This is a genomic window from Bacteroides sp. Marseille-P8574 (genome assembly GCF_902825465.1).
In the GTDB taxonomy this organism is placed as follows: Bacteria; Bacteroidota; Bacteroidia; order Bacteroidales; family Bacteroidaceae; genus Bacteroides; species Bacteroides uniformis.
The window spans coordinates 1,170,556-1,191,756 of record NZ_CADEBE010000001.1; the positions used below are offsets into that span (position 1 = coordinate 1,170,556).

Sequence of the window (21,201 nt, forward strand, 5' to 3'; positions counted from 1 at the left end):
CGAATCCTTTCCTGACTTCATTTAGAATGTATATTGAAGCATCACCGTGGCAGAGTGAGTGGCCAGACCTAAATTATCATTATCACGGTCGAGCTGCGTGTCGTGTCCCCAACGGGCTACATACTGATACATTGCCTGCAATTTCAAGTTGCATCCTCTGAAAAAGTAGTTCATACCTACAGCAGGCATATTCAGGAAACCGTCGTCATCCGTACCGTTACGATTGAAGATATCGTAGCGTGCGGCAAGCTGTAGGCGGGGAGCGACAAAGTAACCACCTTGCACATAACCGCCTAAAAAGCTATACGATTCATTTATCTTTTGCCGTTTGGTGAAACCTACATTCATATAATAAGCTTCAGCCGCCAGATAGAGCTTGTTCTTCAACATGGCAAATTCCAACCCCACACGGGTATCATTGGTACTCTCATTTTCACTCTCCACATTGATAGAACCCGAAAGACCGAATAATATTTTATCCTCGTTCAAACGGTTAGGATTACCTTGTGTGGAAGGCATCACCCCCTTGGGCATATAAGTCAGACGTCCGGCATACAGCAATGAAGGGATATGCCAGTCATCACTCATCGTCTTTGAAGCTGTATTCACGGAAGCTCCGGTTCCATTGAACAAGCCGACTTCATAACCGAACTTATCTGCCACCAGACCGTGAACTTCAACACCCAGGTCAAATCCCGTACCGATATTAGGCGTCACGGCATTCAACGAATAAGGCAAAATTACAGAAGACGTCAGAGAAACCGGCAACTGGGGAAGCAGTGTTTCGCCAAGAGTTGTCAGATAGGCATGCGAGAATGGAGTCTTGAACTTTCCGACACGAATCGCAAATTGTTTTTTCAGCTGTACATCGAACCACGCCTGCTGTAACAGCGCTCCTCCACTTGCAGCAGCATTGATGGACAGATTGAAAGCCACTTTTCCAAAAGCCTTGCCAGTAAAGCCAAGTACGGCATAAGGAATGGAAAAACCCGAATTGGCAATATTATCTTGGTTATAAGCCTTATCCAAGCCTTCATCATCATACCAATTGAAATTAGCACTCGTTTGTACCAACAGATAAGGCTTGAAAACAAAGTCACCTTTCTTTGTTTCAATGGTAAAACCTTCTCTTCCGGCCAATGACACTACACCATTCTCCGTATCTTCCTCATGTTGCGCCATAGCGGTCAAAGGCAAAACAGCCAGCATGGCGACATATAAAAATTTCTTCATAATTACTTTTTATATAAAGCTTATTAGTTCTAAAGTGAATTTAAAAATGCAATCAAGGCATCACGGTCATCCTTGCTCATGTTCTTAAAGAGATTTTTCGATGCTTCTCCCTCTCCCCCATGCCACATTATGGCTTCAACAAGATTGCGGGCACGGCCATCGTGCAAGAAGTAGGTATGTCCGTTTACCTTTTCCTGAAGCCCGATACCCCAAAGCGGAGTAGTGCGCCATTCATTGCCACGCGCCAACCCACTTACATAGTTATCATTCAGACCGACTCCCATAATTTCGGAGCCCATATCATGCAGCAAAAAATCCGAATAGGGGTGAATTGTCTGACTTCCCAACCATGGCAAACGGGTACCGTTCAACAGCACGGAGCCCCGAGGCTTGGTATGCAACGTGGTGACATGGCAAAGATGGCACTTGGCTTTATAGAAATTCTGTTCTCCCCTTATCACCTGCGGGTCATTCACATTACGCCGTGCAGGAACACCAAGACTCTGCATATACAAGTCAACATCTTCCATATCTTCTGTAGAAACATCCAACTGGGCATAAGAAAGCCCCATCATGCTGCCTTGATTCACCTGGGCCTGCCCCTCGCATATCTCTTCCGGATAGCGGCTATTGGTAACACCCATATCACTTGAAAAACCAAGTTCAACAGTCAAATCCGCATGTTGAGCCTTATTTCCCGACAGCCCCAAGCTTCTCACACCACGTTCGGTAATGTAATTGCAACGGCCACTTATACCATACTCCGGATAATTACTTTTTGCAGCAAGCGCTTCAATCTCCGTAGGTTCCAAAGCCATCATTTGCCCCATACCGACATGTCTCAACGGGATACGCACCGTACAGAACATATCTTCAGGCTTTATACTGTCAGCATACCATTCGGATATGGAATAAGCCGGTCTGCAAAGTTCATACTTCTCTCCGTCGGGAAAGGTAAAAGTCTCATAAGTATACTCCACAGAAAGCTTTCCCTCCGGTTTCACTCCATAAATGGCCTGGTCATGGAGAACACGGCCATAATCCTGAAAAAACGCACCATTCTTGCGGCTTATATAAACCAGCATCGAGGAAAACCCGTAACTACCCGATCCGCCTTCACTCCACAGCGTCGGTTTGGTACGGCCGGCATTACGATGACAACTGCCACAAGAATACCCCGCATAGACCGGGCCAAGCCCCCCTCCCATGCCATTGCTACTCGTACGCACATCATCGTAAAGCCCGTCACCATCATTAAAGCGACTGTTGTAAACACCCGACACCCAATCTGCCGGTGAATCATAGGCCTTGGATGAATTCATGAAGATTGTAGACGTTCCGGCAGACAGAGCGTATCCTTCAGGAATCTCTATATCCAACACGTCAATCCCATCATCATCACAAGCAGTCAAACCTGCCGACAAACAAAGGAGAAGACATGAATATCTCATTAAATGATTCATCATCTTTATCTACTTTTTAATAATGGCATATCCAAACATGCCAAAGAAGTAAAGGCAGGATTCTCCAAATCCCCCCCTTTACTTCTTGAGTATTGTTTATAAATAATTCTTATTTAACTGTACGAGGCTTGCCATCCTTGAAAAGCAGGAATTCTAAAGTATGGAATCCGCGTACATTTTGGGCAGATTCAACTTTTGCATCATCATCACCCTCGCTCCATTCCAAATCGCCCCATTTCTGGGAATTCAGAATCTGGACAATGGCGTTCTGGTCCAAAGGCCAACTATCCATATTCGGGTCAAGCCCCAGCTCATCCACTGGCCCAAATAGGAACGCCTCACTTTCCTCCCAAGGTTCACGGGCTGTTATCCAAGCATTGCATGCCGTCTCAAAAGCACTGTTAGAGGGATTGTTGGCAAGAGCCACCACAGCGTCATACAGCGTACTATTCTTCTCCTTCAAATCCTTATAGGTAGGCAAAACCACAACATTGACATAATTTTCAACAATCGGGTCAAGTGCTTCATTGCTGTTAATGGTGCTATTGTCCCTGATATAAGGTTTCAACTCCTTATCCAATACACTTTCCAGTTCTTCACAAGCCTTGATAGCCGCTACCGTTTCCTGACTGTTGATATTATTACGGAAAGGTTGGGGAATAGCCTGAATAGCCGATGCTGCCGTAGTGATAGCTGCCGACACTTTCGTATCCAACTCCGCATTGGCTCCAGCCACCAATTTTGAAATTGACTTGTCGCTCACCTTACCGTCCAAAGAGCCGTAATAGGCATTGCGGATTGAGTAAATATTATTGGTATAATCATCACGGGAATGCCAGCTATACCATGACTCAACAGCATAGAGGGCCTCTGTAGCATTGTTTGCCATATATTTATTATATGGATCACCAATCTTCGTCTCACCTACCTCATTGGAGATTTCAACACAACCGTCGATAACCTGCTCTATACAGTTCCAGGCACTTGAAAAGTTATAGGCACCATTATGAGCTTTGAAGGAAGTTGCAAAACTTGCCCCACCCTTATAACTCGTATTCCAAGAATCATAAAGATTGGTGGCATCTGTCTTCAACAAAGCCGCCACATTTCTCATGTAGTTGTGCCAACTTGCTGCATTCTCCGAATTATACTCAATGTCAGCAGGATTAACTGTACTGTTGTCATCATCATCGCTACAAGCAGTAGCCGTAAATGCCAGCCCTAATACCAAAGCTGTCGCATAAAAGAAATTTTTCTTCATTTGTATAAAATTAATTGATTACTATTCATCTACTTCTTGACAAACCAACCGATATAGGCAATACCGATCGAAAACTCATTTTCACTATTATACTTACCAGTTCCGAAAACCTTGTTTGTTCCGATTTGGCGGGTGGTGTAATCAGCCTTTACCACCAGATTAGGCAAGGCATACCAATTCAATCCAGCAGTCCACATGCTTACTTGACAACGTTTCTCCATTATCTGGCTAGCCTCTCCCTTTTCTTGCGGATTGTAATATTCATAACGTGCAAAGGGGTAGATAACCGGAACTTTCTTGTTTCCTTTGAAGAAAGCGCTGATATTCAAACCGGCCTCGGCTGCATAACTGACTACATTCTTTGCAATGGGGGTTATACGGCTGTAAGGAGATTTATTCGATAATTTGGTATTTGCCTCACTAAGCTTCGCTGAATTGCCCAAATTTCCGTATACCATATTGGCACGGGCAATCACATATTTATTACGGTATTGGGCATCTGCCGTGTAGATTCTTACCGGAACCTTACCGGTAGACGAATAAGTATCCGCTTTGTCAGAATTGGAACCGGCATCAGCGCAGTAATAAAACGAAGCGCCTATACGCAACCCCGGAACCCCCTTGTAGTCCAGACGAGCCACATAGCCCGGTGAAGTAAAATTGTCTTCTTCAAAGATGCCTTGTTTGCCACTTGCTATCCAGGTGTTACGGTCAAAACCATTGGCATTCAGACCGGCCACTATCATGGCTTGATAATCAAAGCTGGCATATCCTTTTCCAAAAGAACCAAAAAACTCGAGTCCGTTTTCATGCCACGTAGAAGGAAGGATGGTTGTCTCTCCTTCCGGCCGATAAGTTCCAAAGAAATTGATTGGTTCATGATGGGCGTTGGTCAATCCTACCGGGACAATGACGTGACCGACACGTATGTTGAATTGTGGAACAATTAAACGGGTAATGTGGAATTGCTCGATAGCCACTTCGCCACCCTTTTCCACCTCCGTTTCATACTCACCGTTTTCCGTATTCTCAAGTTCATAAGCAGTACCCGTACCACCGGATTCAAACTCGATTTCAGCACCGAGTATCCATTGGGAATTGAACTTGTAATCCAGAGCCAACACGAAACGGGGTATAGAAATTGTATTCCTATGTTTGTCTGGATTGCCTTCAGGCGCACCATAGAAACGGTTAATACCATAATCCTTAAAACTTGCAACCATTTCTCCGTATCCACCGAAACGGAATTTCTTGTAGTTGTCGCCATCATTCGCTACTTTTTCCTTTTTCTCTTTGTCTGTTGAAATTTCCGTACTCTCTGCTGCAGAAGTAACTTTTTCAGGTTCAGCAGCCTGCAAAGCATTGGCAGAAAGCAGAAAACATAAAACGAATAAGCCTGTTAATTTTCTCATCTTTTATCTTAAATTTTATTGGGGCAAAGGTAGAGGTAGTTAAAAAGGAGAACAATACCTAAAAATTACGAAAAGAAGAGAAGGAGTAACCATTAGTAGGTAATGGCAGATTTATAACAACAAATAAAGATGAGAAAGGAGGGTAAGTGGTAAAAAGGACTATTAAACAGACTGTAAGGCTACTTATATTTAAACGCCAGTATATAGTACCCTATAAATGCCACCCCCAACAAAACAAACGAGACAAGGAGCAGGAGTTTGCCGAATGCATAATACAAGCCCCAAACACTGCCCAAAAGCACTAACAACAGAATGATGTTCATCACCCGGGTAAGGCGTATGGCAAACAAATATTGAACAGCCGCATTGCGCTCGGTGACCCGAATAGGGAAATTGATGAAACGGACGGGAAGATACGCCAATCCCCCCATCAAAAGGAAACAGAAAATGGAACAGCCACCCATCACCCAGACGGCGGGCAGCAGGGCACCTTCTCTTTGGGTATACAGCCAGTAAATGCTAATCCACGTAACGAGCACGATAAGCAGGGCCGTACCTTCCAGAATACGGTCAATCACAGTGGGGTGAAAACGGACATTAGGGCAATTCTTGCCGGAATAAGGACCAAGATTAATCATACTATCTGCGATTTAGAATCTGTTATTACGAATCCTCCTCTGCTTTCTCTTCAGACGGAGGAGGATTCTTGGACTTCTTCATCCGCCCACTCTTCCGCAATGCTTCAGCGATAATCCACTGAAGCTGTCCATTGGTACTACGGAACTCGTCGGCTGCCCATTTTTCAATGGCATCCATCGTTGCAGCATCCACACGGAGGACAAAGCTTTTGGTTGAAGTTTCTTTTTTAGCCACTATTTATTTACTATTTAACAATTTACGATTTACGATTGAAGTTACTTTGATATAACCAAGTACCAATCAAAGAGTATTCTGCTTGCCCCGCACGAAGGAGGCAATGTCATCCATAACATATGCTGGGACGGGCGAAGCATGGCTATACTCAAACGGAGTCGCCTTGCCGCTGCCTTCCTGCAACAAGTGATTCAATTTCGGATAAGATTTGAAATATGCATTCTTGCAGCGCAACAAACCGGAACGCCATAAACCGAAGTCTTCCATAGTCACCTGATAATCTCTCTCCCCTTGAAGAACAAATATAGGCAGCTTTAGTTTAGCGGCAACTTCCACCGGTTTGTAAGCATTGGCAAACAGCCAATATGAGCGGGGCTGCCCCAATGGCAAGGAAATCGTTTCATCAAACTCTTCCGTACCAAGCTTTTTGACATTAGCCAACTGTTGTTTCAGCTCATCAAGTTGAACCTTTACATTGACTGAAGAATCCGTCAAAGAAGAGGTATAATAAAACTGTTCCTCAAGAGCATCTTCAAGCGATCTTGCCAGTCCGGCAAGGATAATGATACCTGCCAAACCTTTCGAACGCCCGGCAATACGGGGAGCCAATGTACCTCCCAGGCTGTGCCCCAACACATACACACTGTCAGGAGCCAGCTCGGGCAAAGCCCTTACCTGCTCCACTATGGCAACGGCATCGTCCACGGCCTCAGTATCATAATCGAGTTCGCGACCGGCAGGAACGCAAGCCGCACCATATGCCTTTGTCCGTTTTTCATAGCGGACGACAGCAATGCCGCGTTTCGCCAATCCCCAGGCAAGGTCACGGAAAGGCTTGTTGGGACCTATCGTCTCGTCACGGTCGTGAGGACCGGAACCATGTACCAAAATAACACAAGGAACCCTGCATGCATCCGGACCGACTGCCCGCTTGGGCAAAGTCAACGTTCCGGGAAGCTTGTAGCCGTCGGCTCCCAGCGTAATATCCCTTTCATCCATTTTTGTCTTATCATAGGCTACCGGTTGGGCAGTGCTAACAGCAGGTGCAGGGACCAGCCGGATTGTATTCAGTGCCCCGTCAGCATCAAAAGCCACCAGAAAACGGAGATTATAACGTTCAAATTCCACATCGGAATAATAGATAGTAATTCCCTGGGCAGAATCGGTCTTCCATTCTCCTTTTGATATGGATTTACCAAACATTTTCTCTGCTTGCCGGAAAGAATCATTGAAGAGTGCCGGAGCTAGTTTCTCCTGCAACTCCCGGTTCAATGCCGCATGGATACTGTCCCCTTGCCCTGCCACAAACAATTCATAAATGTGCTGCGCGCGCGCAGTATTCGCATCTTGTGCAAAGCCCCCATATACATTGCCCAGCAAGAGCAGTATAAGAGCCCATCGTCCTATAACCCCCATCTCTTTCATCCGTATCCTTTATCAATGGTTCAACGTTCCCGTATTGACTACCGGTTGGGCAGCCTCGTCCGCACAAAGCACTACCAACAGATTGCTGACCATTGCTGCTTTCTTGTCTTCGTCCAGTTCAACAATTTCTTCTTCAGAAAGTTTATGGAGCGCCATTTTTACCATAGAGACTGCCCCTTCCACAATCTTCTCGCGTGCCGTAATAATGGCAGATGCTTGCTGGCGACGCAGCATCACAGCGGCAATTTCGGGCGCATATGCCAGATAGTTGATACGCGCTTCCACCACTTCCATACCTGCCATGGCCAGGCGTTCATTCAATTTCTGCTCCAGCTGTTCATTGATTTCCTCACCGCCCGAACGAAGTGTCAACTCTTCCGTATCAGCCTCATTATCATCATAGGCATACTGACCGGCAACCTGGCGAAGAGCGGCATCACTCTGTATCATGACGAAATTCTCGAACGCATTCATACGGTTGGCCACCGCATTGCCAAGGCTCACCTGGTTGGTATTACCCGCTGTCGGAGCGGATGCAGCCATTGTTTGTGAATCAATCTCAAACATGGCTTTATAAGTGTCCTTCAGCTTCCACACCAATACCAGCCCTATGAGAATAGGATTACCAATCTTATCGTTCACCTTTATCGGCTCCACATCCAGGTTGCGTGCACGAAGCGAAAGCTTCTTCTTATTAAGGAATGGGTTTACCCAGAAAAAACCGGTCTCTTTGAATGTTCCCTTGTATTTGCCAAAGAACACCATGGCACGCGCCTCGTTCGGTTCCAGCTCCATATAGCCGGCAAACATAATGAACCATACCAGACACAGACACACCGAAAGGATCAAGGTAGGCACAGAAATGAGAAATCCAAAGATTATCACCGCCGTAAGCACTACCAAATGAAGGAACAAGGCCAGAAAGCCATTCATCTTGAAACCACTGAAACCACACTCTTTTGTTTCCATATTCTATAAATTTAATTGATATCATAATGATATCACAAATATATCAATTAAAATTAGAGAAGTACAAAGAAACAAGGGAGTTAACATATAGTATTAAGGATTATTAAGAACATGTATTCCCAGTATATAAAAATTCCGCTTGAGGGTCATAACTCACCCTCAAGCGGAAAGCTTTTTTTGACTCTGTCAGTGATGTATCAAGGCTGAATGACAAAAGACCGGCGCAGCAAACCAGCAGTTTGCGAGCTACCACCCACCATCAGTTCATAACTGCCTTCGGAAACGCACATGGTATTGCTTTGCGGATTCCACCACACCAACTCTTTATCACCCAAATCAAACTCTACATCGACCGTCTTTCCTGCTGGGATATGTACCCGCTTGAAAGCACGCAATGCCTTGCTCGGTCCTTCTACATCATCGTTTTTCTTCAAATAGACCTGCACAACCTCTTCACCGTCACATTTGCCGGTATTGGTTACGGGGACACTCAATCTCAATTTCTCACCGGACTTTATATTATCCGAACCAAGCACCACAGCACCATAGCTGAAAGAGGTATAGCTCAATCCATGACCGAAGGGAAAAAGCGGTTCCTGGGTCATGTAACGGTAAGTCCGGCCGGTCATGTTATAATCCTCAAAATCCGGGAGCTGAGACACATTGCGGTAGAAGGTCACTGGCAAGCGTCCTGCCGGATTGTAATCGCCGAACAATACTTCGGCTACAGCCGTACCGCCTGCCTGACCGGGATACCATGCCTGCAGAATGGCTCCACACCTCCCGGTTTCCGGCTCCAGACCGATGGGAGAACCCGAACAGTTCACCAACACCACCTTTTTGCCGGCACGGTGCAAGGCGGCAATCAGTTCCCGTTGGACAGCAGGCAACTCGATATCGGTACGGTCACCTCCTCTGAATCCGGGAAGCTCAACACCCATCTCCTCGCCTTCGAGGTTCGGAGAGACTCCTCCCACAAAGACCACGATATCAGCATCCTTTACACGCTCCACAGATTTCCTCACATCCACTTCATTCTTAAATCCAAGGTCGAAGTTCAGCAGTGCATCGCTACGGAAATATTCAAAATCCAATTCAACGTCATACATTTTTCCTGCTTGTACCTGCAAAGTATAAGCACTCTTCTGCCCACCGTGCTGATTGGAGAATCCTCTCACTTCCTCCCCATTTATCCGCAATCTCCCTGAGCCATAAGCATAGATGTCAAAGACCACCTCTCCCGACTGGTCGGGAGTGAATACGCTGTTGTAGGTAGCCGAGAAGTCGGTAAGGTTCACACCCGGAGCAAAAACCGTGGCACCGGATGTACAGAAATGGAAAGGAGTGGTCACTTGGGCAGTAGTGACTGGCTCACCGTCACGAGTCACGTTATTCCAGTAGCGTGCACTGAATCCGGGTTTCCCGTCGGCAGTCTTGCAACGGTTGAAGACGCTCTGTATCTGAGCTCTCTCCACCCATCCGCAGCCTTGTTCATAAATAAGCCGGTCATCACTCCCCAAAGCTTTTCTAATTCCGTCCAGAATGGTAACTGTGTGCGGAGGCATACCGTTATAATTTCCCCATTGCATCACAGAATCATTGGCATTCGGACCCATCACGGCTATAGTCAGACCTCCACGCTTCAACGGCAAGGTATTATCCTTGTTCATAAGCAGTGTCATTGACTTGCGCGCCATGTCGAGCGCCAGAGAATCGTGTCCGGCAGAAGCCACCACAGAAAAAGGAATGCCGGTCCAGGACACCTTCTCCGGCTCGTCCATTTCACCCAAGGCAAAGCGGGCCGTCAAAAGGCGCTTGACTGCTACATCCACTGCTTTTTCATCAATCTTTCCCTGCTTCACCGCTTCTACCAGGGCCTCGTAACTCGAACCGCATTCCAAGTCAGTCCCACTCAGCACCGCAGCCGCCGAAGCGGACTCTGCATCAGGATGCGTCTTATGACCATAATCTCTGTAAAAATCGGCAATAGCTCCACAGTCCGAAAGGACAATACCGTCAAATCCCCACTCATCGCGCAAAATCTGCATCAGCAGGCGGTCGCTACCGCAACAAGGATCGCCCTCAAAACGGTTGTAGGCACACATCACCTCCTTCACTTTTCCTTCTTTCACCAAAGCTTCGAAAGGAGGAAGATAAGTTTCATACAAATCACGGGGCTTGATATTTTCCGCATTAAACTCATGGCGGTTCCATTCCGGACCTGAGTGTACGGCAAAGTGCTTGGCACAAGCATGCAGCTTGTCATATTTTCCATCGTTCGTACCCTGCAACCCCTTTACAACCATCACTCCCATACGGCTGGTCAGATAAGGGTCTTCCCCATAAGTCTCTATACCCCTTCCCCAACGGGGGTCGCGGTAGATGTTCACCGTAGGCGTCCACATCGTCAATCCTTGATAGCGTTCACGACTTCCCTGAGATGCATAGTAGGCATTCTTGGCACGGGCCTCATCGGATACGGCAGTAAATACCTCGTATACAGTCTCCGGCGAGAAAGATGCCGCCATACCAATCGGTTGGGGAAACACTGTGGCCAGCCCGGCACGCGCCACTCCATGCAACGCTTCATTCCACCAGTTATAGGGCTTGATGCCCAGACGTTCCACCGGTTTGGAGCTGTCCATCATCAAGGACACCTTCTCTTCGAGCGTCAGTTCCTTCAGCAAAAGTCCGGCACGCTCTTCTGCCGGCAGAGATGCATTCTTGTAAGTAGCCTGCCCGCATCCCGACAATAGGAAGAGTGGCAATAGGTAAAGAAGTTTCTGTTTCATCATGGTTTTATATTAATCGTTGTTACAATCGCTTGTATCACAAAGATAAATATTTTCTCCCAATTGCCAACACGCAATAAACTTCTTATTATAATCTTCTCTGAATATCCTCGTTACTGTTCCGCTGCCCCTTGCTACGTATATCTCCACCGAAAGTATAGGATACACCGATACGGAAACTGGTAAAGGAGAACTGGTTATCTGCAATTATCTTCAGCCCGTTGGACATGGTTTCCAATTTGGAATGGCTGACAAACAGATTGTTGACATTCAGGCTGAGGTTGAGCTTATTGTCCAACAACCGGTAAAGCATACCTGCACTGACGCTGTAAGTGGGACTCATCAGATAGATGCCCTGATACTGACGGGAAGAATAGGAACCGGACAACGTGGCCAGAAGAGTCTTCTTTTCATTGAAGAAGAAAGTGTTGCGCAGACTGGCGTCATAAGCCCATCCTTTCTCCTCGGGAGAGGTGGTGGCAGCGCTGGAGGTAGTCCGGCGATAGCTCACTCCATGCTGGGCGTAAGCTTGCAGCCATTTGGTACGGAAAGTGTACGAATTGTTAAGCCCGAAAGCATGCGTCTTCATGAAATTCTCCCAAAGGAAAGAAGTCACATTCGTTTCGGCATCCAAGTCCACAACCTGGAAGAAGACATCGTCCGAATAAGAATAATAGGCAGAAACATTGAAGTTATTCTTCAACGTATATCCCAGTTCGGCATTGTAAGTATAACTGGGTTTCAAGTCTTCACGACCGCAAGCGTAAGTGTACTTGTTCTGATAGAACGGAAAAGGATTGACCATATTCTGTGACGGACGGGAGATGCGGTTGGAGAAACTGAAGTTCAGCGCATGCCCGTCTGTAGGCGAATAAAGCAGATAGACAGTAGGGAACAAGCGCGTATAGTCGTGCTTGTCCTCCGTATCCTTCGCTTCGGAAATACCGGTAGTGCGGGTGTGCTCCATACGCAAGCCCAACTGCATGGAAAAACGTTCGGAATATTCACGGCTATAATCAGCATATAAGGCATAGATTTGCTCCTTGTAACGGAAATAATCATCCTGCACCAGCGTAGGGTCTGACGTATCGTAATTGATACCGTTGCGAGTGTTGGTAAAGGAGACCTTGGCACCTGCCGTTATCTTGTACTTTTCAAAAGGAAGGATGAAATCAAGAGCGGAGGAGACTACATCCACCTTGCGATGTTGCAGATAGTTGTAGTCGAAGTTTGTACCCGGAATCTCCGTACCGTCAGGCAGGAGGGTTTTCGAGAGAAAGCCCATATTTTCGTCCCGGTTGTCACGCAGGTAATCCACATCCCAAGTCATTTTCTTGCCTTTGTCATCCCAGACCTTATCGGTATGAAAATTCAGATTGAGGCGGTCGGAACCGGTATCCTTGTCACTGTCGGAGTACAGCAGAGAATCCAGTACGGCGGTAGAGGCATCGTAAACTTCCGTCCATGAAAGGGCGTTGCCCGGTTTGGGAGCACTGTGATTATAGATGGCCTGCATACCTGCACTCCAGTCCCGTTCCAACGATACATCCACACCTCCCTGAAGGTAGAAGCTATTCATGTAATTGGTGTAGTCGGCACGGCTGTTCCAGGTGTTCTGCGGAAAATAGCGGTAATTCTTCTCACGCGTCTCATAGTTGCCCTGCGTAGTACCCCCGTTGAGAAAGGATGACACGCGCCCCTTGCTGAGGTTCAGGCTTACCCCGCCATATCCGTAATTGTCCTTTTCACCAGCGCTGTAGGAAGCGGAAGCCGTACCACCCACGTAATCTTTGGGACGTGACTTCAAGCGAATATTGATGATGCCTGCATTTCCGGCGGCATCGTACTTGGACGGAGGCGTGGTAATCACCTCCACCTTCAGTATCTGGGAGGCGTCATAGGAACGGAGGTAATCTATCAGTTCATCTCCTGACAGCTTCGTCTCACGGTCGTTGATATAAACCTTGATACCCCCTTTACCTATAATACCAATACTGTTTTGTCCAACCTGCAGACCGGGCACTTCACGCAGAAGGTCGAGTGCACTGCCTCCGGCAGAGGCTATGGTATTATGTGCATCGAACACTACCCTATCCACCAGACGCTTGATAACGGGACGCGCGGCCGTAACGGTCACTTCGTCCAGCAAGGCGGAAGAAGATTTCAATGTCAATTCGCCAACGTTTTTGTTTCTTTGCAGCACAACGGGAACGTAGAGGTCTTCGCTGCCGATAAGGGTAATATGCAACAAGTATTCTCCCAGTGGCTGGTCAAAGGAAAAACAACCTTGTGTGTCGGTCAGCATACCGGTAATATAGGTACTGTCTTTTGCCTGCTTCAGCAGCACATTCGCCACCTCTACCGGTTGGCGGTTCTCGTCCTGCACACAACCGGAAAGCCGGTAAGTCTGAGCAGGAAGCAGAGTTGCCATACTTGCCAAGGCCACCCATACCATCACTCTTTTTCTAACGTTGTTCAGTAGTTTTTCTTTCATCATGCGTTTGATTTCAATATTTCACACCTTGTATTTCGCTGATACAAAGGTAGGGGTAAAACATGCCTCAAACGGTCTATATCGGGGAATAAAAAGTCTATATTCCAAAACTACAAATCACTACATATCAACACTTTAATTTTACAAAAGTCTATATTATGCCTTTTCCGGTCTATATGCTGCCTATAAACTCTACGATGCCTTCCTTCTCCCCCATCCCCAGTTTCTTGCGGATATTCGTCTTTCGCTGGTAAATGGTAGGAATGCTCTGTTGTGTCACCACACTAATCTCCTTCGTCGAGAAGTCCGCACAGAGCAGGCAGCAAAGCTGCTTTTCTTTGTCAATGAGCACATCGCCAAAACAGCTGTCCATCTTTGTGTAGAAGTTATCATAAATCCGGTCTATGATAGGATACAAGTCCTCCCATACCAGCAAACTCTCTACCGGCAGTTCATGGCTGGTAATACCCGAAATGCGGCGAAGCAGCTCCTGATTCTGTGAGGTAGGTTGTTTAGCCACCAGCCGTATCATGCCTAATTGCTGCAACAGTATTTTCCGGAAAAACTGCCCGTCTTCCCCTTTCGACTGGTTCCTGATCGCATCTTCCAGCAACCGGGTCAGTGTTTCCGCCCGTTCTTCCGCTTCAATCAACCGGTTACGCCGGTTACGGATATAAAGGGACACACCGCCACCTGCAAGCACCAGTACCAACAGTGCCAGCAACAAATTCAGTTGTGCCTGCTTCCGTTCCACCGTCAGAATCAAGTTGGCTTGCGAAAGCGTCTCCTTCGACTCGTCCTTACGCCGGACGGTACTCTGCAACGCAGTAAGAGCATTGGCTACAGAATCATTATAGCGCGCCACGTCCAGCACATCAAACGTACGGTGACGTGTATAATCTATCAATGCCCTATATACCGCCACCATATTCTCTTCCGTCAGAAACCGGTTCCGGCCCTCGCCACGTTTCCTCTCCTTATTCAAATAGTATTCCGCCGAATCAAGCAGCCCTTCTTTCAAGAACACTTCCACTTTCACCAGATCTCCCATACGCAACTGTATCGGGTCGATGACATACTGCTCCATACGACGAATAGTAGCTATTGCACCGGAAGGTTCATCAAAAGAGTAAGCCTGCATCTGGGCATAGTTACGCAAATAATGCACTATCTTACTGGTATCTTCTGCCTCCACTGCCAGTTCTATGCTGCGCTCCATGTAATAGGATGCAGAATCATTCTTGTTCAGCCCCATGGCAATTCCCATAGAGAAGAAGCTTCCGGCTCTTGCGTCCAAAGCTATGGCGGTACGGAAAGTTTCTATCGCTTTCTCATAATCTTTCCAGACATACACATACCAGTATGCCTTATCAATCAGCATATCAGCCATTCTTCCCGTGTCCTGCAGCGCCTTGGCCAAAGCTACGCCGCTGTCAATGGCAGCTATACACCGTTCGTGCTCTTTCAGCCAATACCAGTACCAGGCTTTCAACTGATAGGAAAACAGATTCTTCGCCGTGTCGTTGCGGAAGACGTAATAATCGGAAGCAGGCAATATCAAGGAATCTTCCGCCATCGAGTTGTGCCGCTTATAGTGCACATAAGCATTCAGCCATCCATACAACAGCCTCTCCTCATCCGAAAGTTGCGATGGCCTCTCTATCTGTACCAGCAAGGCATACACGCTGTCCACATTCATATTCACCTGCTTTTCTGCCAGATGTAACAGATGTGCCTCATTCATCTGCCGGCAGGCAACAAGGCACAGCAACGCAAACAATAGTCCAAGGAAAGGTAATCTATTCATAATATAGGAGATATAGTTTTTTCTATCATTTGTCTGCAACCGCAGTTTCCAGTTGCTTCAGCGCCTGCTCCAACACCGAACGCGGGCAGCCGATATTCAGCCGCATAAATCCCTTACCCGGTTCACCGAACATGGTGCCGTCATTCAGTGCCAGGTGTGCCTTGTCCACAAATAGTCTCACCAGTTCCTCCTGAGTCAGCCCCAATCCCCGGCAGTCCAGATAAATCAGGTAAGAAGCCTGCGGACGTATCATGCCGATGCCCGGAATATGCTCGCGCAGGTAGTTCTCCGTGAAATCGATATTGCCCTTTATATAGTCCAGCAGCTGTTCCAACCATTCCTCACCATGCATATAGGCAGCAGCCGCACCGATATAGGCCAACATGTGCCCTTCGCTGAACTCGCCCGCTTCCATGAACTCCTGAAAACGGTGGCGGATGTCCTCATTGAGGATAATGGCGTACGAACTTCCCAATCCCGGCATATTGAATGTTTTGCTGGGTGCCATGAAGGTGAGGGAATTCTGCGCGGCAGCCCCCGAAACAGTAGCAAAAGGATGGTGTTTGTAAGGTGGCAGAGTCAAGTCGGCATGAATTTCATCGGAGATGACAAACGTATGGCTTTCCGTACAAATATCAGCAATCCGGCGTAATTCGTCCACCGTCCATACACGCCCGCCCGGGTTATGGGGATTGCAGAGAATCAATACTTTGCATCCTTGTATATCCTTACGGAAACGCTCAAAGTCAATCTGATACTGTCCGTCTTTCAGGTCGAGCGGAGAGTAAACCACTTCGCGCTTCATGCGTTGCGTCACCAAGAAGAAGGGATGATAAACGGGAGTCATCACCATTACCCGGTCGCCGGGATTGGTGAAGCATTGCAATGCGAAGGCTTGACCGCGGACAATGCCGGGTACAAAAGTCAGCATCTCGCGAGTGACGTCCCAACCATGGCGACGACTGAGCCAGCTACAAATGGAAGTATACCATTCCTCACACGCAGACGTATAGCCCAGCACTTCATGTTCAAGACGCTTCCGCAAGGCTTCCATCACAAACGGGGGCGTGCGGAAATCCATATCCGCCACCCACATGGGGAGGAGGTCATCGCGTCCCCATACACTCTTCACACCGTCCCATTTCACGGAGTCGGTACCACGGCGCTCTATTACTTCATCAAAATTGTAAGTCATATGCTTGCTTTTTTATAATTCAACGCATCAATTTGTCTTGTTTTTATACGACCCATTACCGCCACCTTATTTTTGTAAACAATAATCATATCGGGAAAAATATAAATACCGCCACATCCCACACTGCATGAGACAAGATAATAGCGGCAAAGCGGTTCGGAAAGAAACGGTAAAGCGCCCCCCATGCCGCCCCCACCACCAGAGCCGCCATGACCAGCATGAAGTTGCAGGAACCGGCATGCACCAGTGCATAAATCAAAGTAGCCACCACAAAACCCGCATTCGGATTCCAGCGTTTGGAAAGCGTGCGTTGCACATAGCCGCGCCAGAAAATCTCTTCCGCCGGCCCTATCAGCAACAGCAGCAATGCTGCCAGCAGCCAAGGAGACTCTCCCTCTTTCATCCCATAAATGGAGTCCACCTGCGGACGGGCAAAATCGAACATCCAAGATGACACCTTGTCTCCCAACCAGAAAACGCCCCACAAAGCAACAGCAATGCCAAGTCCCAGCAAGACATTCGGCAAGCTCCACTTCACCTCCCGCCACCAGCCGGGATTGAACAAGGTGGCAAACACGGACAGTGTGAGCGCAGAACCGGTCATCATCCACCAGAAATTCACGAAAGGAGCCGTCCAAGGCGAAAACATGACCGTCCACAGCACGGCAGCCAGCAGAATGGTAAAAATCAGCTTCTTCATGACAGCAGACCGGCTACAACGAACGACAACGTGAACAGCAGACTGAACAACAACTGGAGTTTTGCAGTCATCTCATCCAGACCGGCTATGGCACTTTCTCCCTTTCCGGGAAAACGGGACACCACCCGTACATTGCCTATGGCAGGAACCAGTGCCGGCATCACCAGCAGGGTCCATAAAGGAAGAGTTCCCGCAGCTATCAAGCCGGCTATCCAGCCAAAAGGAAAAAGGACTTCGGCACAATAAACGTACATCGACGCCTTTCCTCCCAACTTCATGGCCAGTGTCTGAATCTCTGCACGGGCATCGGTACGCATATCCCGTGTATTATTGGCATGCAGAATGGCCACCGTAATCAGTCCCACCGGCAGAGCTATCCACAAGACATTCCAGTCAACTACTCCCGTAGCCACATAGCAGGTGCCCAACGTCGGCAGCAAGGCATACGCCAAAAAGATGACGACATCGCCCAACGCACGATACTTGAGCGGTGGATAAAGCAACGAGCAAGCTGCACCGCCTATACCGATGTACAGCAACGGCAACCCCGTACGCCACAGCAGGCCGACACCCGCAACAAGGGCAACTGCCAGCAATGCCATCGACAAGCTATATATCTCGCGCGGAGCAAACATCCCGTCGGTCAAGGTCTTGGCGCCAAAGGTGTCCTTTGCATCGACCTTATGTTTGTAGTCAAAATAATCACTCCAGGTATTCCCGGCAGCGTGAAACACGACGATGTTCAGCAATGCCCAGATGCCGTTCACCCAGTTTATGTCCTGCTGCATCCAATACAGATATGCCAACGTCACCACCACCGGCATCGAAGAGGCGGGGAATGACCACGGACGCACCGCTATCATCCAATCTTTCAAAGAATGTTTCTTCATTTGTTATTTATCATTTATTTGTGCGCAAAAGTACGAAATATCTTCGCTTTTTTAAGTAATTTCGCGCACAAGATAAAAGAACCCCTTATGATAAAAGCTCTGTTTTTTGACATCGACGGAACCTTGGTCAGCTTCAAGACCCACGAAATTCCCGTTTCCACTATTGAAGCGTTGACTGCCGCCAAAGCCAAAGGCATACATATCTTCATTTCTACCGGACGTCCACGCGTCATCATCAACAACTTGTCTGCCTTGCAGGAACGGAATCTGATAGACGGCTACATCACGATGAACGGCGCCTATTGCTTTGTAGAAGACACCGTTATCTACAAAAGCCCCATACCGACAGCGGAAGTGGATGCCTTGACAGCTTTCTGCCACGAACGCAACATCCCCTGCATCCTGGTGGGAGAGCACGACATCTGCGTGAACCAGCCCGGCGAAGTAGTGGAGGAAATCTTCCACCGCCAACTCAAAGTGGACCCCATCGAAGCAAAGCCCTATACCGACAGCCATGCCGACAAAGCCTTCTTCCAGCTGACTCCCTTTATCAACGCCGAGGAAGAAGCAATCATCCTGCCCTCCGTCCCTCACTGCGAGATGGGCCGCTGGCATCCTGCCTTCGTTGACGTGACAGCCAAAGGAAACACCAAGCAGAACGGTATCGACCAGATTATCCGCCACTTCGGCATCAAGCTGGAAGAGACCATGGCCTTCGGCGACGGAGGAAATGACATCAGCATGTTGCGCCATGCCGGTATCGGTGTAGCCATGGGCAATGCCAATAACGACGTAAAAGCTGCCAGTAACTACACAACCACTTCTGTTGATGAAGACGGCATCGCCAACGCCCTGAAATATTTCGGCATAGTCGGGAATCCATCATAAATCTGAAATCTTTTGAGCTTCGTTCCCGATACACAAAACAAAGAGTTTCAAGATGCCTTGAACCTCATTCAGTATACCCGTCAGTCCGTATTCCTGACGGGCAAAGCAGGTACGGGCAAATCGACCTTCCTGAAATATATCTGCGCGAATACGAAGAAAAAGCATGTAGTGCTTGCCCCTACCGGCATAGCCGCCATCAATGCCGGAGGCAGTACCCTGCACAGCTTCTTCAAACTGCCTTTCTACCCCCTGCTGCCCGATGACCCGAACTTCAGCCTTCAACGGGGACGCATCCACGAATTTTTCAAATACACCAAACCCCACCGCAAACTACTGGAAGAACTGGAACTGGTCATCATCGACGAGATTTCCATGGTACGCGCCGACATCATCGACGCCGTAGACCGCATCCTGCGCGTCTATTCCCGCAACCTGCGCGAACCCTTCGGTGGCAAACAGATATTATTGGTGGGCGATGTGTTCCAGTTGGAACCCGTCGTCAAAGGAGATGAACGGGAGATACTGAACCGATTCTACCCTACCCCTTATTTCTTCTCTGCCAGGGTATTCGGCCAGATAGACCTTGTCTCCATCGAACTGCAGAAAGTATACCGGCAAACGGACAGCAAGTTCATCCATGTGCTGGACCACATCCGCAACAATACCGTCGGCTCTACCGAACTTCAGCTGCTCAACACCCGCTATGGCACCCAAATAGAGCAATCGGAAGCCGACATGTACATCACCCTCGCCACCCGCCGTGACAACGTGGACTACATCAACGACAAGAAACTGGCGGAACTTCCCGGTGACCCGGTCACCTTCTACGGCGAAATCATGGGAGACTTTCCCGAAAGCAGCCTCCCCACCTCGCAGGAACTGGTACTGAAACCGGGCGCACAAATCATCTTCATCAAGAATGACTTCGACCGCCGCTGGGTGAACGGCACCATCGGCGTCATCAGCGGCTTCGACCCTATTGAAGAGACCCTCTACGTCATCACCGACGACGGCAAGGAATGTGACGTCAAACGAGAGTCGTGGCGAAACATCCGCTACAAATACAACGAAGAAAAGAAACAGATTGAAGAGGAAGAACTGGGAACCTTTACACAATATCCCGTGCGCCTGGCATGGGCCATCACCGTACACAAGAGCCAAGGGCTGACCTTCAGCCGGGTAGTCATCGACTTTACCGGCGGCGTGTTTGCCGGTGGGCAGGCATACGTAGCCCTCAGCCGCTGCACCTCGCTGGAAGGCATCCAGCTGAAAAAGCCCATCAGCCGTGCCGATGTATTCGTGCGTCCGGAGATTGTCAGCTTCTCCGAACGCTTCAACAACCGCACCGCCATCGACCGTGCCTTGAAGCAAGCACAGGCAGACGTTCAATACGTTGCCGCCGCCAAAGCCTTCGACAAAGGGGACTTCGGCACTTTCCTGGATGAGTTTTTCAAAGCCATCCATTCCCGCTACGACATCGAGAAGCCCAACGTGCAGCGCCTCATCCGCCGGAAGCTGAACATCATCAACCGTCTGAAAGAGGAAAACCGTGCACTGAAACAAGCAGCATTGGAGAAAGAGAAAGCCCTCGTGAAGTATGCCCGCGAATACATCCTTATGGGTGACGAATGCCTGAAGCATGACATGAAGGAGGCGGCCATGAAAAACTATGAGAAAGCCGTCACCCTCTGTCCCAAATTCAAAGAGGCCTGGAAGAAGATAAAGAAACTGGAGAAAGAGATGCTAAAAAGGTGAATTGCTTGTTTATAAGCCGATTATTATCTATTTTTGCATGTAAT

The 21,201-nt window shown here is 48.2% G+C and carries 16 protein-coding genes; 2 read left to right on the forward strand and 14 right to left on the reverse strand.

Annotated elements, in window-relative coordinates; all coding sequences use genetic code 11:
• Positions 1-21: 21 nt before the first annotated feature.
• The 14 genes from HUX74_RS05040 to HUX74_RS05105 form a co-directional block, all read right to left on the reverse strand.
• A complete protein-coding gene (locus HUX74_RS05040) occupies positions 22-1,233 on the reverse strand; it encodes a porin (RefSeq protein ID WP_087332953.1) in 1,212 nt (403 codons plus the stop codon).
• 29 nt (positions 1,234-1,262) lie between these two features.
• Complete coding sequence (locus HUX74_RS05045; RefSeq protein ID WP_034523352.1) at positions 1,263-2,696, reverse strand: di-heme oxidoredictase family protein; 1,434 nt, start codon at positions 2,694-2,696, stop codon at positions 1,263-1,265.
• A 109-nt stretch (positions 2,697-2,805) separates the two neighbouring features.
• Entirely contained in the window at positions 2,806-3,957 is a 1,152-nt protein-coding gene (locus HUX74_RS05050) for an imelysin family protein (RefSeq protein WP_174646312.1), read from the reverse strand.
• 29 nt (positions 3,958-3,986) lie between these two features.
• A complete protein-coding gene (locus HUX74_RS05055) occupies positions 3,987-5,369 on the reverse strand; it encodes a hypothetical protein (protein ID WP_174646313.1) in 1,383 nt (460 codons plus the stop codon).
• Between the two features lie 179 nt (positions 5,370-5,548).
• Positions 5,549-6,007, reverse strand: a complete 459-nt coding sequence (locus HUX74_RS05060) for a hypothetical protein (protein WP_087332951.1) — start codon at positions 6,005-6,007, stop codon at positions 5,549-5,551.
• A gap of 25 nt (positions 6,008-6,032) precedes the next feature.
• Entirely contained in the window at positions 6,033-6,242 is a 210-nt protein-coding gene (locus HUX74_RS05065) for a hypothetical protein (RefSeq protein WP_005835322.1), read from the reverse strand.
• A gap of 66 nt (positions 6,243-6,308) precedes the next feature.
• On the reverse strand, positions 6,309-7,667 hold the full coding sequence (locus tag HUX74_RS05070) for an alpha/beta fold hydrolase (RefSeq protein ID WP_174646314.1): 1,359 nt from the start codon (positions 7,665-7,667) through the stop codon (positions 6,309-6,311).
• 12 nt (positions 7,668-7,679) lie between these two features.
• Positions 7,680-8,636, reverse strand: coding sequence for an SPFH domain-containing protein (locus HUX74_RS05075; protein WP_174646315.1), 957 nt, complete (start codon positions 8,634-8,636; stop codon positions 7,680-7,682).
• Positions 8,637-8,833: 197 nt separating this feature from the next.
• A complete protein-coding gene (gene xyl3A, locus HUX74_RS05080) occupies positions 8,834-11,428 on the reverse strand; it encodes a xylan 1,4-beta-xylosidase (RefSeq protein WP_174646739.1) in 2,595 nt (864 codons plus the stop codon).
• Between the two features lie 88 nt (positions 11,429-11,516).
• On the reverse strand, positions 11,517-13,922 hold the full coding sequence (locus tag HUX74_RS05085) for a TonB-dependent receptor domain-containing protein (protein ID WP_174646740.1): 2,406 nt from the start codon (positions 13,920-13,922) through the stop codon (positions 11,517-11,519).
• Between the two features lie 172 nt (positions 13,923-14,094).
• Entirely contained in the window at positions 14,095-15,729 is a 1,635-nt protein-coding gene (locus HUX74_RS05090; protein ID WP_174646316.1) for a hypothetical protein, read from the reverse strand.
• 25 nt (positions 15,730-15,754) lie between these two features.
• Complete coding sequence (locus tag HUX74_RS05095) at positions 15,755-16,924, reverse strand: MalY/PatB family protein (RefSeq protein ID WP_005835307.1); 1,170 nt, start codon at positions 16,922-16,924, stop codon at positions 15,755-15,757.
• An 85-nt stretch (positions 16,925-17,009) separates the two neighbouring features.
• Positions 17,010-17,624, reverse strand: a complete 615-nt coding sequence (locus tag HUX74_RS05100; protein WP_009037118.1) for a CPBP family intramembrane glutamic endopeptidase — start codon at positions 17,622-17,624, stop codon at positions 17,010-17,012.
• Positions 17,621-18,514 carry a prenyltransferase gene (locus tag HUX74_RS05105; protein ID WP_034525322.1) on the reverse strand — a complete coding sequence of 298 codons (894 nt, stop codon included), beginning with the start codon at positions 18,512-18,514 and terminating at the stop codon, positions 17,621-17,623. Before HUX74_RS05105 ends, HUX74_RS05100 begins: the two co-directional genes overlap by 4 nt.
• Positions 18,515-18,601: 87 nt before the next feature.
• Between HUX74_RS05105 and HUX74_RS05110 the strand changes: the two genes are divergently transcribed.
• Positions 18,602-19,402, forward strand: coding sequence for a Cof-type HAD-IIB family hydrolase (locus HUX74_RS05110; protein ID WP_034525323.1), 801 nt, complete (start codon positions 18,602-18,604; stop codon positions 19,400-19,402).
• Between the two features lie 12 nt (positions 19,403-19,414).
• Positions 19,415-21,157, forward strand: coding sequence for an ATP-dependent RecD-like DNA helicase (locus HUX74_RS05115; protein ID WP_009037121.1), 1,743 nt, complete (start codon positions 19,415-19,417; stop codon positions 21,155-21,157).
• Positions 21,158-21,201 lie beyond the last annotated feature (44 nt).